The 15,740-nt window shown below is 63.0% G+C and carries 14 protein-coding genes; 6 read left to right on the forward strand and 8 right to left on the reverse strand.

Translation table 11 applies throughout. From position 1 onward, the window contains the following. Nucleotide 1: 1 nt before the first annotated feature. From AF337_RS17130 to melA, 4 genes are all read right to left on the reverse strand, one after another. Nucleotides 2–1,141: an ABC transporter permease gene (locus tag AF337_RS17130; protein WP_049732996.1), complete on the reverse strand. Its 1,140-nt coding sequence runs from the start codon at nucleotides 1,139–1,141 to the stop codon at nucleotides 2–4. Between the two features lies 1 nt (nucleotide 1,142). Next, the gene (locus AF337_RS17135; RefSeq protein WP_049733028.1) at nucleotides 1,143–2,150 is read right to left on the reverse strand and encodes an ABC transporter permease; all 1,008 of its coding nucleotides are present in this window, start codon (nucleotides 2,148–2,150) and stop codon (nucleotides 1,143–1,145) included. A gap of 114 nt (nucleotides 2,151–2,264) precedes the next feature. Beyond that, nucleotides 2,265–4,355, reverse strand: coding sequence for an ABC transporter substrate-binding protein (locus tag AF337_RS17140; protein ID WP_049733029.1), 2,091 nt, complete (start codon nucleotides 4,353–4,355; stop codon nucleotides 2,265–2,267). A gap of 124 nt (nucleotides 4,356–4,479) precedes the next feature. Continuing rightward, nucleotides 4,480–5,946, reverse strand: coding sequence for an alpha-glucosidase/alpha-galactosidase (gene melA, locus AF337_RS17145; RefSeq protein ID WP_049733030.1), 1,467 nt, complete (start codon nucleotides 5,944–5,946; stop codon nucleotides 4,480–4,482). Between the two features lie 246 nt (nucleotides 5,947–6,192). On the opposite strand from melA, the gene AF337_RS17150 reads away from it, so the two are divergent. Then, the gene (locus AF337_RS17150; RefSeq protein ID WP_049733031.1) at nucleotides 6,193–7,035 is read left to right on the forward strand and encodes an AraC family transcriptional regulator; all 843 of its coding nucleotides are present in this window, start codon (nucleotides 6,193–6,195) and stop codon (nucleotides 7,033–7,035) included. A 12-nt stretch (nucleotides 7,036–7,047) separates the two neighbouring features. Here AF337_RS17150 and AF337_RS17155 read toward each other — a convergent pair whose 3' ends face one another. After that, entirely contained in the window at nucleotides 7,048–8,109 is a 1,062-nt protein-coding gene (locus AF337_RS17155; protein WP_049732997.1) for a class I SAM-dependent methyltransferase, read from the reverse strand. 271 nt (nucleotides 8,110–8,380) lie between these two features. On the opposite strand from AF337_RS17155, the gene AF337_RS17160 reads away from it, so the two are divergent. From AF337_RS17160 to AF337_RS17175, 4 genes are all read left to right on the forward strand, one after another. After that, complete coding sequence (locus AF337_RS17160) at nucleotides 8,381–8,698, forward strand: helix-turn-helix domain-containing protein (RefSeq protein ID WP_049732998.1); 318 nt, start codon at nucleotides 8,381–8,383, stop codon at nucleotides 8,696–8,698. Between the two features lie 3 nt (nucleotides 8,699–8,701). Further along, nucleotides 8,702–8,962, forward strand: coding sequence for a hypothetical protein (locus AF337_RS17165; protein WP_049733032.1), 261 nt, complete (start codon nucleotides 8,702–8,704; stop codon nucleotides 8,960–8,962). 9 nt (nucleotides 8,963–8,971) lie between these two features. Next, on the forward strand, nucleotides 8,972–9,211 hold the full coding sequence (locus AF337_RS17170; RefSeq protein ID WP_049732999.1) for a hypothetical protein: 240 nt from the start codon (nucleotides 8,972–8,974) through the stop codon (nucleotides 9,209–9,211). A 156-nt stretch (nucleotides 9,212–9,367) separates the two neighbouring features. Continuing rightward, nucleotides 9,368–11,929, forward strand: coding sequence for a GcvT family protein (locus AF337_RS17175; protein WP_049733000.1), 2,562 nt, complete (start codon nucleotides 9,368–9,370; stop codon nucleotides 11,927–11,929). A gap of 60 nt (nucleotides 11,930–11,989) precedes the next feature. Here AF337_RS17175 and AF337_RS17180 read toward each other — a convergent pair whose 3' ends face one another. After that, nucleotides 11,990–12,739, reverse strand: coding sequence for a phosphatase PAP2 family protein (locus AF337_RS17180; RefSeq protein WP_049733001.1), 750 nt, complete (start codon nucleotides 12,737–12,739; stop codon nucleotides 11,990–11,992). Nucleotides 12,740–12,917: 178 nt separating this feature from the next. On the opposite strand from AF337_RS17180, the gene AF337_RS17185 reads away from it, so the two are divergent. Then, nucleotides 12,918–13,460, forward strand: coding sequence for a hypothetical protein (locus AF337_RS17185; RefSeq protein ID WP_049733033.1), 543 nt, complete (start codon nucleotides 12,918–12,920; stop codon nucleotides 13,458–13,460). An 8-nt stretch (nucleotides 13,461–13,468) separates the two neighbouring features. Here the strand turns inward: AF337_RS17185 and AF337_RS17190 are convergent, their stop codons facing one another. Then, nucleotides 13,469–14,959, reverse strand: a complete 1,491-nt coding sequence (locus AF337_RS17190; protein ID WP_049733002.1) for an HAL/PAL/TAL family ammonia-lyase — start codon at nucleotides 14,957–14,959, stop codon at nucleotides 13,469–13,471. After that, nucleotides 14,956–15,732, reverse strand: coding sequence for an ABC transporter ATP-binding protein (locus tag AF337_RS17195; RefSeq protein ID WP_049733003.1), 777 nt, complete (start codon nucleotides 15,730–15,732; stop codon nucleotides 14,956–14,958). Before AF337_RS17195 ends, AF337_RS17190 begins: the two co-directional genes overlap by 4 nt. Between the last annotated feature and the right edge of the window lie 8 nt (nucleotides 15,733–15,740).

Genomic DNA, 15,740 nt, shown 5'->3' on the forward strand with positions numbered 1-15,740 from the left:
CTCAATAGGGGTCGACCGCGTCGCGCAGTCCATCGCCCAGCGCATTGAAGGCGAAGACGGTGACGAGCACGAAGCCGACGGGAGAGAGAATCCAGGGATAGGAGCCGATGACCGAATAGGTCGCGGTATCCTGCAGCATCAGCCCCCAGGAGATCAGCGGCGGCTTGACGGCGAAGCCGAGGAAACCGAGGAAAGATTCGAGCAGCACGACGCTTGGGATGGCGAGCGTCACCGCGACGATGACATGGCTCATCACATTCGGGAAGATGTGCTGGATGATGATGCGCCGGTCGGTGGCGCCCACCGCCATCGCCGCCCTCACATAATCGATGCGGGCGAGCGCCAAGGTCTTGCCGCGCACCTCGCGCGACATCTGCGCCCAGCCGAGCGCCGACATGACGATGATGACGAAGGCGAGGAAGACATTGGTCGGCGCCGTCACCGGGATCAGCGAGGTCAGCGCCAGATAGAGCGGCAGCTGCGGAAAGGCGAGCACCAGCTCGACGAAGCGCTGCAGCCAGACATCGAAACTGCCGCCGAAATAACCGGAGACCATGCCAACGGTGGTGCCGATCAGCGTGACGATGAAGACGACGGTCAGCGCGATCATCAGCGAGATGCGCGAGCCGATGATGGCGCGCGACAGCACGTCGCGGCCGAACTTGTCGGTGCCGAGGAAATGCACCGGCTGGCCGTCGGTCGAGCCGAAGAAGTGGCGCTCAGCCGGGATCAGGCCGAAAAGCCGGTATTCGGCGCCCTTGACGAAGAAGCCGAGCAGCCGCGGATTGTCGTAATCCATGCCGACGATCGGCTGGAAGGTGACCGGATCGAGCTCCTCGGAATCCGACAGCGCATAGACGCGCGGCTGGAAGACGAAATTGCCGTCCTTGTCGTGGAAGCTCATCACCTGCGGCGGCGCGAAGCCGATATCGGTTGCCTTCGGATCCATCGGCGCGACGAAATCGGCAAAGATCGCCATGAACAGCAGCAGCCCGACGAGGATGAGCCCGGCCATGCCGGTCCAGGAGCGCCTGAGCCGGCGCCAGACCAGGGCGATATAGCTCTCATGCCCGCGCGATGGCTTGCTGACCGAAGGTTCGGTCGTCGTCGGCGGTGGCGGCGAGGAGTCGAAAGCCAGCATCTCAGGCTCCTTCAAATTGGCGGACACGCGGGTCGAGCAGCGCCAGCAGCATGTCGGCGATGATGTTGCCGACGATCAGCGTCGCCGACAGCACCATCATGAAGGTGGCGGTGACATAGACGTCGCCGATCGCCATCGAGCCGACGATCGCCGGACCGACGGTCGGCAGCGCGAAGATGATCGCGGTCTCGATCTCGCCGGTCAGCATGTAAGGCAGCACGACGCCCTGGTACATCACCAGCGGGTGCAGCGCGTTCGGCACCGCATGGCGCATCACCACGGCGCCGCCGGAAAGCCCCTTGGCCTTGGCCGTCTCGACATATTGGGCATTCAGCGTATCGAGCAGATTACCGCGCATCACCCGCATATTGTAGGCGAGCCCGCCGAAGGTGGCGATCGCCACGACCGGCCAGACATGGTGGACGAGGTCGACGAATTTCGCCCACGACCAGGGCGCCCCGCCATATTGCGGCGAGAAGAAGCTGCCGATTTCCGACACATTGAATTGGAAGACCAGGAGATAGACGATGATCAGCGCCATCAGGAAGCGCGGCACCGTCATGCCGAGGAAAGAAACCGCCGAAAGCGTGCTGTCGATCCAGCTGTATTGCCGGGTCGCCGCCCAGATGCCGAAGCCGATGCCGAGCACCGAAGCGAAGATGTGGCAGACGAGCGCCAGAAGCAGCGTGCGCGGCAGCCGCTCGGCCACGACGTCGGCGACCGGCTTGTTGTAGAACATGCTGTAACCGAAATCGCCGCGGGTGACGATGCCGCCGATCCAGTTGACGTATTGAACGACCATCGGCTTATCCAGGCCGTGTTCGACCCGGTAGGCCTGCGCCTGGGCGTCGGCCTGGGCGTAGGAGGCGCCGCCCTGATTGATCAGCTGCGATCTTATATAATCGGCGTAGTCACCGGGCGGGGCCTGGATGATCGCGAAGGTCACCACGCTCAGGATGAACAGGACGGGGATCGCGGAGGCTATGCGCACGAGCAGGAATCGTAACATCGGACGGTCCGCTTCTCCTTGCCGCCAGTCGCTCCTTGTCAGCGCGGCCGGCTTGTTGGTCATATCAGGCCGCGCGCCACGCGCGGCCTGAATCTCGCTTCAGCTGGGAGGGAGTTAGTTGTTCACGGGGCCCTTGTCGCCAGGCTTGCCGGGCAGCTGTTCGGGGAACAGCTCGTATTTGCCCTGCTTGTCGGCGGCCACCCACAGGCGTTCGCGGATCACCGAATCTTCAGCCCAGTTGAACATGAAGATCGGGGTGCCCTGCGGCACGTTCGAGAAGCGCTTGTTGATGATCAGCGCGCCTGGATATTCGGTCAGGCCCACGGTGTTGACGTGCTCGGTCGAGATCTTCTGATACTGCTTCATCAGATTGACGCGGTCGTCATTGCTCTGGCTCGTCGTGAACTTGTTGACGATGTCGACGAGCTCGTTTTCGAAGGGCATCAGATCGAGTTTGTCGTCCTTGCCGGCGCGGTGTTGCCAGCTGGTGCGCGGGCCGACAGGGGCAAGCTGCTCGGTGTTTTGCACCACCGACGACAGTTCCGTCGTGTTGCGCTGGATCAGCCAGTCGAAGCGGCCGGCATAATGCGCGTCGTCACGCTTGGCGCCGTCGAGCGCATTGATGACGATCTTCAGCCCGAGCTTCTCCATCTGCCCGACGACACCTTCGGCAAGGCTCTTGTCGGTCGTGTACTGATTGTTGATCAGCATGACGATTTCGACATTCTTGCCGCCGGCCGTGCCGGCCGGGAAGTTCACGATGCCGTCGCCATCGGTATCCTTCAGGCCTGCCTTGGCGAGTTCCGCCTTGGCGCCCTTGAGATCGAAGGGATAGTAGACGGTGGAGTTGCGGTCGTAGAAGCTGGTGCCGGAAGAGAGCCCGCCCGCATAGATCGCGGTGAACGGTCCCTTGACCAGCGAGTCGCCGATCGCCTTGCGGTCGAGCGCCATGGTGACGGCCTTGCGGAAGTCCTCATTGCGGTTCAGCTCGCGGATCGCCTGGCCGCGCTCATCCGGGCTGCCCCAGCCGTTGGCGGAAAAGTTCATGCGCAGGTTATAGCCGATGAGGCGCGGGCCGAAAGCCAGGCGGGCGGGCGCGGTCTTCTCGGCGGCGCGCTTCAGCGACGCCACGAAGTTTTCCGGCTGTTCGAGGTTGGAAATATCGGCGGAGCCCGCCACCGCCTGCACGTCGCGGTCGGCCCAGGTCGAGAGCTTGTAGTGCAGCTCATTGAGATAAGGCAGCTGATTGCCCTTCTCGTCGACCTTCCAGTAATAGGGGTTGCGGCGCATGACGATGATGTCGTCGGAACGGTATTCCACCGGCACCCAGGCGCCCATCACCGGCATGTTCATGAACTCCGGCGGGAAGGCGTTCTTGAACTGGTCGTAGGTGTTCTTCGAATATTTCGGATGCTGGGGTTTGAGGATATGCGACGGACCCGGGCAGAAGTTCGGGTAGGACATCGTGTAGAGATATTGCTTCGGGAAGGCCTCCTTGAAGGTCCATTCGACGGTGTAGTCGTCGATCTTCTTCAGTGTCGTGCCGACGCCGAAAGCCTCCGGCGAGGCGCCGCCGCCAAGCGGCGAGACGTTCGGATCGACGACTTCGTCGTCCCAGTAGAACATGATGTCGTCGGCATTGAACGGCGCGCCGTCGGACCATTTGGCGCCTTCGACCAGGTGCATGGTCAGCTTATGGCCGTCAGCGGACCAATCCCAGCTCTTGGCCAGGTTCGGCAGCGGCTCGGTGTCCTGGGCCTTTACCTGGAACAGCGGCGCGGTGCGCGTCAGGCATTCGGACAGGCCGATGTCGATGCCGCCCCAGCCCTGCGTCTGGCCGGCGCCGTAGTTCCAGCCTTCCGGCCGGCCGCCGATGACGTGGCGCATCGTATCGCCGTAGACGCCGACGCCGTCGGGCATGTTGCCCGTCTTGAAGACCAGCGGCTCCTTCGGCAGGCGGTCTTTCACCGCCGGCAGCTTGCCGGTGGCGACGAAATTCTTCGTGACCCAATCGGGCTCGTGATATTCGGGCAGCGCCTTGAACTCCAGGATGGAGTCGCGCGCCACATAATTGATCTTGCCTTCGGCCGGGAAATCCGCCGGCGCCGGCGGCACGGTGGCCTCGGAGGCGTATGCATTCAGCGCCAGGACCGAGACGCCGAGCGCCAGTCCGGCCAGAATGCTTGCGTTGCGGAAATTCATGATCGTTTCTCCCTTTTGTTCCGGAGCGCGGGTCACGCGGCTCTCTTCTCCTCGAACGATATGAAGGCCGGCCCGGTGTCATGGACCTCCCTCCCGGAAACCCATGACGACCAGCCTTCACGAAATGTCAGACGGCCTGTTTCAGCGCCGCCTTTTCCGCGCGCAGCTCTTCGATCGAGCGAACGTTGCGGCGTGCGGCTCCCGCCCAGTCGCGGGTCTGCACCTTGGATTTCGACAGCCGCTCCTTGGCGGCCGGCACGGCATCGGCATATTGCGGCAGCCAGCGCGCCTGGGCAACGACCATCTCGTCGACCATCTGCCAGACCTCCTCGGGCGTCGAGACGGCGCCGACCAGCGGGTCGTGCAGCACGGCGAGCTTCAGAAGGTCGATGTCGCCTGTAACCGCCGCATGCACCGACATGCGCTGGACATTGATCGAGGCGATGCAGGTGGCGGCACAGGCTTCCGGCAGGGTGACGCCGGAGACCATGTTGATGCCGAAGCGGTCGACGAAGCCGGGCGATTCGATGATCGCATCGGCCGGCAGGTTGGTGATGACGCCGTTGTTCTTGACGTTGAAATGGCCGCGATAGACCCGGTTCGTCTCCAGCCCCTCGAGAATGTGGCTCGCATGTTCGTTCGAGCGCTTGGCCGGATCGATCGGCTTCGAGGCGGATTCCAGGAATTGCGGGAATTCCGTCTCGAACCAGTTGCGGGTTTCGGTGGAGTGGCGGAGATAACCGCCGGTCTCGCCGTGGATCCAGTCGGACATGTCGATCCAGCGAGTGATTTCCTCCGGCCGCTTGCGGTACCAGGGCAGGTATTCCGACAGATGGCCGTTGCTCTCGGTGGAATAGACGCCGAAACGCTTCAGCACGTCGATGCGCAGCTTTTCCTGCTGCGAATAGACCGGGTGCGCCTCGAAGGCGGCGATCAGCTCGTCCTTGCCGATCCTGCGGCCGTTGAGGCGCAGGTCGATGAACCAGGTCTGGTGGTTGATGCCGGAGCAGACATAGTCGAGCTCACCAAGCGACTTGGCGCCGAGCACCTCGGCGATCTGTTCGGCGCCATGCTGGACGCCGTGGCAGAGGCCGACGGTATCGACCTTGCCGTATTCGATCGCCGCCCAGGTGTTCATCGCCATCGGATTGGCATAGTTGAGGAATTTCGCACCCGGCTCGGCGACCTCCCTGATATCCTTGCAGAAGTCGAGAATGACCGGGATGTTGCGCTGGCCGTAGAGAATGCCGCCGGCGCAGATCGTATCGCCGACGCACTGGTCGATACCGTATTTCAGCGGGATCCTGATATCGTCGGCATAGGCTTCGAGCCCGCCGACCCGGACGCAGCTGATGATGTAACGGGCGCCGGAAAGCGCCTGGCGCCGGTCGGTCGTCGCCGTCACCTTGGTCGGCAATCCGTTCGCCTCGACGATCCGGTCGAGGATCGCCTTGATCATCTCCAGATTATGCTCGCTGAGATCGGTCAGCGCGAATTCGACGTCGCGAAACTCCGGAACGCACAGAATATCGGTGAACAGCTTCTTGGTGAACCCAACGCTGCCCGCACCGATGATAGCGATTTTGAAACTCATGATCTTCACCTCGGCCCATTCGAATGCTACAGAAAGGAACTGATATGGAGGATCGGCCCGCATGCCGGAACATGTGGTTGAAAAAGCCGAAAAACTGCCTGTTTTCCTCCCGGCCGCTCGATCGGCCGTGGTCTCTTCCCTGTTTGTCGAGCGGGATTATGCCCGAATTCAGCGGGGCGACCAGAGAAGGATTATGCTTTCAGGGGTAATTTTGTGCTGCAGAATTTGATTGCCAACGGACAGTCGATGAGGACGGTTTCGCTGCCCCGCGGCCGGCAGCGTTTGCATGCCATGCCGACCAGCTCCGGCTATGAAGTGCGCGAGAACGAACCCTATGACTGGGATGGCCGCAGGCGCGGCCAGACGCCCTTCACCGTGCTGCAGCACACGATCAGCGGCACCGGCCGGCTGCGCTACCAGAACCGCAATTATCGTCTGCAGGGCGGCGACACGCTGCTGGTGCTCGTCCCGCACAATCATCGCTACTGGCTGGAGAAAGGCGACCGCTGGGAGTATTTCTGGATTTCGATGAATGGCGAGGAAACGCTGCGCATCCACCAGCTGGTGTTGTCGACCGCCGGCCCGGTGCTGAAGCTGCAGCCCTCGACCATCGATCATCTCGCCGATTGCAGCCTGCGCCTCGTCACCGGCGCGACCTCGCCGGGGGCTGCCTCGGCGATTGCCTATGAAGCGGCGATGGCGCTTTATGACGACGTCTTCGGCTCGCCGGCCTTTGCCGCCGAGCTCAGCCTGATGCAGCCGGTGATCGACCATATCAACGCCAATCTGGAAAAACCGCTGCCGGTCAGCGACCTTGCCGGCATCGTCGGCCTCAGCCGCGCGCATTTCTCGCGCAGCTTCGCCGAGAGCGAGGGCATGCCGCCGGCCGAATTCGTGCTGCAGCAGCGGCTGCAGCGCGCCGCCAAGCTTTTGACCAAGGCGGATTTTCTGCCGGTCAAGGAAGTCGCCATCATGTGCGGCTTCGAGGATCCGAACTATTTCTCCAAGGTCTTCCGCCGGGTCTACGGCACCAACCCGACGGAATTCCGCACCACCGGCATGTATGCCAGCATCGGCAAGCTCAGATAGGACACAGTTCCTTCAGGCCCGCACCTCGAACACCATGTTGAACGGGGTTTCCGTGGCGCGGCGGAAATGCGTGAAGCCGGCGTCGAGCGCCACCTTTCGCAGCTTCATTTCGCCCGCCTGGGCGCCGAGCCCGAGCCCCACCTCCTGCGAGAGCGATGCCGGCGTGCAGATCATCGTCGAGGCGCCGTAATAGACGCGGCCGACGGGGTTGAGATTGTCCTTGAGATGGTCATGGGCAAAGGGCTCGACGATCAGCCAGGTGCCGTTCGGCCCGAGCGTTTCCCTGACATGCTGGCCGGCGCCGACCGGATCGCCCATGTCGTGCAGGCAGTCGAACATGGCGACCATGTCATAACCGCGGCCGGGAAATTCCGCCGCCCGGCTCTGCTCGAAGGTCACACGGTCGCCGACACCTGCCTCTTTCGCAGCCGCCTTGGCCTTTTCGATCGACGGGCCGTGATAATCGAAGCCGGTAAAGCGCGAGGCCGGATAGGCCTGCGCCATCAGAATGGTCGAGGCGCCATGGCCGCAGCCGACATCGGCGACTTTGGCGCCGGCCTTGAGCTTGTCTTCCATCCCGGCCAGGGCCGGTATCCATTCGGCGACGAGATGGCTGTTATAGCCAGGACGGAAGAACCGCTCGGTTCCCCGGAACAGGCAGGTGCTGTGCTCGTGCCAGCCGAGACCCTTGCCGGTGCGGAAGGCATCAGTGACCTTCGGCTCATCCATCCACATCGATTGCACGACCTCGAAGGCGCCGACGAAAAAGGCCGGGCTGTTTTCCTCGGCAAAGACCATCGCCTGCTCCGCCGTCAGGCTGAAACGATCGGTCTTTTCGTCATAGCTGATATACTCGGCCGCTGCCTGGGCGCTCAGCCATTCCCGGAGGTAACGCTCCTTCACCCCGGTTTTTTGCGAAAGCTGCTGGACGTTCATCGGCGTGCCATCGGCCATCGCCTTGAAAATTCCGACCTTGTCGCCCAGCACGACCAGGGCGCCCGACATGGCGGCGCCGACATCGCCGACCAGCCGGCCGACGAGTGCATCGAGTTTCTGCATATCCGGCTCACGCATTGTTTCCTCCCGAGTGCGTGATTAAGGGACTGCAAAATTAGGCTTTAATAATATTCCGTCAATCAACCTTCCCTTTCAGCGGCTGAAAGTAGGATATGAAGGGTCGAAAGATTCCAGAAGATTTCAGCCCGCATCACGTACCTGTAGGAGTTATCAACCTATGCAGGAAACCGTATCAGGACCGCCGTAAGCGCCTGGCGGTGTTTGCATCAACGCCTGGTCCGGAAATCTCCCCGAGGCAGAATCACACTTTTGATGTAGGGTTATCCTTATGTCTCTATCCCCCGCCCAATGCCGCGCCGCGCGCGCCCTGCTGGCCTGGTCGCAGGACGATCTCTCCTCGGCCGCAAACGTCGCCAAGGCGACGATCGCCAATTTCGAGGCCGGCAAACGCTCGCCCTATGACCGAACCCTTCAGGATATGAAGCAGGCGCTCGAAGCAGGCGGCGTCGTTTTCATCCCGGAAAACGGTGGAGGGGCCGGTGTGCGCCTTGCCAAACGGACAAATTCGATCGACACCAACGAGACCGAAACGGTTCAATATGAAGAATATCTCGAAAACGACGCGCCGCCCGGCGCGGGTGGCTGAATGATGACGAAGAAGCAGAAGCTCGAACACTCGGAACTGGCCGGAGAATTCAGCGATGACGGGATCACCGTGCTCGTCGATATCTTCCGCACCTCCGGCAGCAATGAAGACTGGACGATGGAAGTCGTCACGCAAGGCGAGGATCTGATCCGTTGGGACGAGCCCTTTGCCACCGACCGGGAAGCGTTCGACGAATTCCTCGCCACTGTCGCGCGCGATGGCATTCGATCCTTTCTCGACGATGAAGAGCCGTCCGTTCACTGAGGAATCGTCGTGAAAAGCATCAATGATCTCGTCGCCTCGGCGAAAACCGTCTGCGATCGATACCGGGCCGGGCGAATCGAGCGCGAGACCGTGCGCGAATGGGTCCTCGGCCTCGGCGCCTATCCAGGCCCGCATGGAGAGCGTGTGCGCGAAGCGGTGGAATGGTTCCGCCTGCACAATCGCGAGCCGGTTTCCGACGACATCGTGCTGGTGGATATCGACCGGCTCCAGGCGATTTCGGCGCCGTGATCCCGGGGCGCCTGGCAAGCCCCGCTGGCGCAATCACGCCGGTCCTCGGCGGCGTAGGACCAATGGCGATCATCCGCCTGATGCATAATGCCCCTGTCGCAAGTCGAGGGCGGCTGGCAAAATTTTAGTTCGTCCGATCAGTAGAAGGAACAGCACGTGGCAGCATTTCCGGAAAAGGCAAAGGTCGTCATCATCGGCCTCGGCGGTATCGTCGGCGCCTCCATCGCGCATCATCTCGTCGAGCGCGGATGGGACGATATTGTCGGCATCGACAAGTCGGGCATCCCGACCGATATCGGCTCGACAGCCCATGCCTCGGACTTCTGTTACACCACCAGCCACGACTATCTGTCGGTCTGGACGACGCAATATTCGATCGATTTCTATGAGAAGATGGGCCACTACGCCCGCATCGGCGGCCTCGAAGTGGCGCGCACCGGCGACGATGCCTGGATGGAGGAAATCAAGCGCAAGCTCTCCTCGGCCCGGGCTTTCGGCACCCGCGCCCATTATGTCAGCCCGTCCGAGATCAAGGAGAAGTTCCCGCTGATCGAGGAAGATCAGGTGATGGGCGGTCTTTACGATCCGGATGCCGGCCTGGTCATTCCGCGCTCGCAGACCGTTGCCGGCAAGCTGGTCGATGCCGCCGAAAAGGCCGGCAAGCTGCAGGTGTTCGGCAACACGCCGGCCAAGTCGCTGATCGTCGAAGGCGGCCGCATCAAGGGCGTCGTCACCCATCGCGGCACGATCATGGCCGACCACGTCATCGTCTGCGCCGGCCTCTGGGGCCGCCTGATCGCCGAGATGGTCGGCGAAGACCTGCCGGTCATGCCGGTCGATCACCCGCTCACCTTCTTCGGCCCCTATAACGAGTTCGAAGGCACCGGCAAGGAAATCGGGTTCCCGCTGCTGCGCGACCAGGGCAACTCCGCCTATATGCGCGATACCGGCGACCCCGCGACGACGGAAGGTGGCCAGATCGAGTGGGGCTATTACGAAGCCAACAATCCGCGCATGTGCCATCCGCGCGATATTCTCGAAAAACACGAAGCGCGCCTTTCGCCCTCGCAGCGTGACCTCGAGATGGAACAGATCATCGAGCCGCTTGAGCGCGCCATGGAACTGACGCCGATCCTCGGCGAACTCGGCTACAACGAAGGCCACTCCTTCAACGGCCTGCTGCAGGTTTCCGCCAGCGGCGGCGCATCCTGCGGCGAGAGCCAGAAGGTCAGGGGTCTCTGGTATTGCGTTGCCATCTGGGTCAAGGACGGCCCGGGCTACGGCAAGCTGATCGCCGACTGGATGACCGACGGCCGCACCGAAATCGATCACAACAGCATCGACTACGCCCGCTTCTATCCGCATCAGCTGACGGAAGAGTTCATCGAGGGCCGCTGCTACGAGGCCGCCCAGAAGATCTATTTCCCGGCTGTTCACACCCGCGAACCCTATGTATCCGGCCGCAATGCCAAGCGCTCGCCCTTCTACGAGCGCGAAAAGGAGCTGGGCGGCTACTTCATGGAGCTGGGCGGCTGGGAGCGTGCGCACGGCTACGCCGCCAACGAGCACCTTCTGCAGAAATATGCCGACCGCGTCCCGGCCCGTGAGAACGAATGGGACAGCCGCCATTTCTGGCGCGTCTCGAATGCCGAGCACCTGGCGATGAGCGAGGATTGCGGCATCGTCAATCTCAGCCACTTCCACATGGTCGATATCGAGGGGCCCGATCATGTCGAGCTGATGGAATGGCTGTGCGCCGCCAAGGTCGGCGGCGATGCCAACATCGGCAAGGGCGTCTACACCCACTTCCTCGACGATGAAGGCATGGTCCGCGCCGACTTCACCGTCTTCCGCATGGCCGACCGCTGCCGTCTCGTCAACGGCGCCGACGCCGGCCCGCGCGACCTGTACTATATGAAGCGGGTCGCCGAAGACCGCGGCCTCGACGTGACTATCACCGACGTCTCGGAGAAATTCGTGACGATCGGCATCTGGGGTCCGAACGCCCGCGACACGCTGAAAAAGGCCGTGGCCGATCCGGCCGGGCTCGATCAGGAAAACTTCGCCTTTGCGGCGATCAAGCCGATCGAAATCGCCGGCAAGTCCGTCACCGCCTTCCGCATCTCCTATGTCGGCGAGCAGGGCTGGGAACTGCACATGAAGTACGAAGACGGCCTCGCCGTCTGGGATGCGCTGCGCGCCACCGGCGTGATGGCCTTCGGCGTCGAGACCTATGCAAACTCGCGCCGCATGGAAAAGAGCCTGCGCCTGCAGAACGCCGACCTCCTGACCCAGTACAATCTGATCGAAGCCGATCTCGCCCGTCCGAAGGTCAAGGAAGCCGATTTCCGCGGCAAGGCCAAGCATCTGGAATACAAGGCGCGTGAACACCAGCCGGCCATGCTCTGCACACTTGTGATGACGGAGAATACGGATAAATCGGGCGTGAAGCGTTATCCGCTCGGCAACCTGCCGGTCGTCGATCCCGCCACCGGAGAGGTCCTGGTCGACGAGCTCGGCCGCCGCTCCTACACGACCTCGATCGCCTACGGCCCCACGGTCGGCAAGAACATTGCGCTCGCCTACCTGCCCTGGTCGCACTGCCAGGTCGGTCGCAAGCTGAATGTCGAATACTTTGCCGAGACCTATCCGGTCGAGGTTGTCGGCGTCGGCTACAAGCCGATCTACGACCCGGAAAATCTGAAGCCGCGCACCTAATCGGTCTTTTGTGGCGCCGCAGGGATGCGGCGCCACAAACATGAGAGTGAGCCGCCTGGCCTAGAGATCGCGCTGTCTGCCGCCGCCGTTTTCGGCTTCGGCCGCATCGTCAGGGGCGCGGCTCGGAATGAAGCGTTTCGAGATCAGCCAGCAGCCGAGTGCCCAGAGCGCCCCGGCGCACCATCCGGCGAAGACATCCGTCGGGTAATGGACGCCGAGATAGATCCGGCTCAAACCGATGATGACGGCCAGGAAAACCCCGGCCCCCATGACGAAGATCCGCGTCGAGGGGTAACGCTGTGTCCGGGCCAGCAGCGCGCCGAGCGTCAGATAGGTCACCGCCGAGACCATGGCGTGGCCGGAGGGAAAGCTGAGATCGCTGACCTCGACCAGATGCGGCACGATATCGGGGCGCGGCCGGGCGACGAGGATCTTCAGCGTCGCGCTCGCCAGCCAGCCGGTCAATACCGAGGAGAAGAGGAAGAGCGCGATCGGCCAGCGCCGGTCGAGCAACAGATAGATGGTGACGAGGACCGTCATCAGCGAGAGAACGGTGACGCCGCCGAGGCTGGTGATATCGCTGACGGCATGCGTCAGCCAACCAGGGCCGATCGGCACGCCAAGCTCGCCCGGCCGCCGCAGCGCCAGCAGGATCGTTTCGTCGAAACGGAATGTCTCGCCTTCGAGCACCTCGCTCGTCAGCCGCTGCAGCACGAACAGCCCGCCGGCGACCGATGCCAGCATGATCAGCGTCAGCGGCTCATATGCGGTGAGCCTCGCCAAAAATCCGCGTCGTTGAACCTCGCTCATGCCGCCATCGAACTCCCTTCACATCATGTCATTCCTCGCCAGATCGGCAAGGCGAGCCGCAAATTCAAGCCCTTGCGGCATTTGGAGACATGCTGAAGCCAACCGGAACGCCCGGTAGCAAAAGCTCAACCTTCTTTTGCTATGGCTGGAGCCGATTGTCCTGGAGATGGTTTCGGCGATGAAAATTCTGACCACGATGGTTTTGATGGCAGCCGTCCTGCAGCCGGTCGCGGCGCTCGGCGAGACCGAATGGATGGGCGGGGCGAGACAATGGTCGGTCGGCTTTGCCAGCGAGCAGCCTGCCTATTGCCGGCTGCTGTGGAACAGCGAGCTCGGCAAAACCATGGAATTCCGCCAGAGCGCCACCGAGACCTTCTGGCTGGTCACCAAGACCACATGGGACATTCCGGCCGCCACCAAGACCGAGGTGACGCTGACCGATCGCAATGCGACGAAAGTGGTCGCCGCCGAATTCTTCGACAAGAACACGCTTCGCCTCTGGCCCGTGGGCAGCAAGGGAAGTGGCGGCCTGAAGAAGCTCATCAAGAATTCCTTTGCCGGAACGCCTGACGTGCAGTTGACCTTTGCCGGCGACGAAGGCGACTGGACGCTGCCGCTGTCACGGGTGGACCAGCTCTACCCCACCTTCGCCCAGTGCCTCAAGCGCCTCGAGGCCGGCGAAAAGACCAAGCAGGATTCGGCGTCAAGCAAGCCGTTCTGACGACTCGCTTAGACAGCCGGCGGCGCGATCTCGCGGATCAGGCTGCGCACGGCCTCTATATCGCGATTGAGCGGCCGCTCGTCGCCGTAATGAGAGACACGCTGCCGCACGGCCTGGTAGACGACATCCGTGCCCGCCGCCCGCGGCGCGGTCGCCGCCAGGAAATCATGCGCCTGGGCAGCGGCCATCAGCTCGATCGCCAGGATATATTCGGCATTGTCGATGACGGCGAGCAGCTTGCCGGCGGCCGCCGTCGGATGGGCAAGGAAATCTTCCTGCAGGCCGGAGGTCAGGCCGCCGTCCAGGGCCGCCGGTGCGGCAAGCCGGCGGTTGTCGTTGCTGAGGGCTGCGGCGGTATATTGGGCGATCATCAAGCCGGAATGGCTGCCGGCATCGCTCGCCAGAAACGGCGGCAGGCCGCTCACCAGCGGATTGACCAGCCGGTCCATGCGCCGCTCGCTGATCGCGCCGATCTGCGCCAGCGCGATGGCGAGGCTATCGGCCGCCTGTCCGAGCGCCGGCGCCACCGCATGCGCCTCGGAGGAGACGATCGGCTGCTCCGGCGTGCCTGAGACGGCCGGATTGTCCGTCACCGAGGCAAGCTCCTGATCGGCGATGCGGGCGGAATTGTCGAAGACATCCCACGCCGCGCCATGCGCATGCGGCACCGAACGCAAGCTCAACGCATCCTGGGTGCGCCGGCTGAAGGCGGCAGCGACAAGGCCACTACCCTGAAGCCGGGCACGCAGCGTCGCTCCCACCTTTTCGATCCCCGCCGATGGGCGCAGCGCCAGCACCGCCGAATCGAAAGCGGCGATCTGGCAGCCTGCTGCCTCCAGCGTCAGCGCCGCGACCGCATCGGCCCAGTCGAGCAGCCGTTCGGCGCGCAAAAGTGCGGTGGCGGTCAAACCGGTGGCGCAGGCCGTACCGTTGACGAGGCTAAGCCCCTCCTTGGCGCCAAGCACCAGCGGTTCGAAGCCGATCGCGGCCAGCGCCTCGCCGCCGCTCAGGCGTTGGCCGCCCAACGTGGCGCTGCCTTCGCCGATCAACACGAGCGCCGTATGGGCATTATGGGTGAGGTAGCCCGCCGAGCCCTTCGACGGCACATCGGGAATGCAATCATGCGCCAACAGGGCTGTAAGATGCTCGACGATCTCGCGCCGCACGCCGGAATGGCCATGGGCGAAATTGGCGATCTGCGCGGCGATGATGGCGCGCACCGCGCGGGCATCGAGTAACGGGCCGACGCCGCAGGCGTGGCTGAGCACGATGCTGCGCGACAACAGGCTCTGCGAGGCGCGATCGACGACCGTATCGGCCAGCGCCCCGACACCGGTATTGACGCCATAGGCGCGCACGCCCGACTCGACGATGCTGGCGACGATGCGGCTTGCCTGCTCGACCCGCGCCCAGGCGGCCGGCGACAGCGCAAGCGCCTCTCCTGCCCCGACGCGCGCGACGTCGCGCCAGGTCAGCACTTTATCGATGGTGATGGTCATTGGCCGCTTCCGAAATGGCCGATGAACTGGCGGAAGGCGGGTGTGGCGCCGCCGGTGAACATCTCGTCCGGCTTGCCGCTGCTTTCGATCAGTCCCTCGCGCATGAAGACGACGCGGTTGGAGACGTTGCGGGCAAAGCTCATCTCATGGGTGACGACGAGCATGGTCATGCCCTCTTCGGCAAGCGCGCGCATGACGCGCAGCACCTCGCCGACGAGTTCCGGATCGAGCGCCGAGGTCGGCTCGTCGAAGAGCATCACCTTCGGCTTCATCGCCAGGGCGCGGGCGATTGCGGCGCGCTGCTGCTGGCCACCGGAAAGATGGGCGGGATAGGCATGGCGCTTGTCGGCGATGCCGACCTTTTCGAGCAACGCTTCGGCCTCGGCGATGCAGTCGGCGCGCGGCCGCTTCAGCACATGGATCGGGCCTTCGATGACGTTCTGCAGGATCGTCATATGGGACCAGAGATTGAAGGACTGGAACACCATGCCGAGTTCGGATCTTATATGATCGACCTGCTTCTGGCTGGCCGGTTTGCTGCGGCCGTTCTTGTGCACCATCTCGATGTGCTCGCCATCGACCCAGATCTCGCCGTCGCTTGCGGTCTCGAGCATGTTGATGCAGCGCAGAAAGGTCGATTTGCCGGAGCCGGAGGCGCCGAGCAGCGAAATCACATCGCCGTCCTCGGCATCGAGGGAAATGCCGCGCAGCACCTCGTGCGTGCCGAAGCTCTTGCGGATATTGCGGACCGAAAGTCGGGTTACGCCTGGCATGGTTGCTC

It is taken from the genome of Rhizobium ecuadorense (assembly GCF_001187535.1).
Taxonomy (GTDB): Bacteria; Pseudomonadota; Alphaproteobacteria; order Rhizobiales; family Rhizobiaceae; genus Rhizobium; species Rhizobium ecuadorense.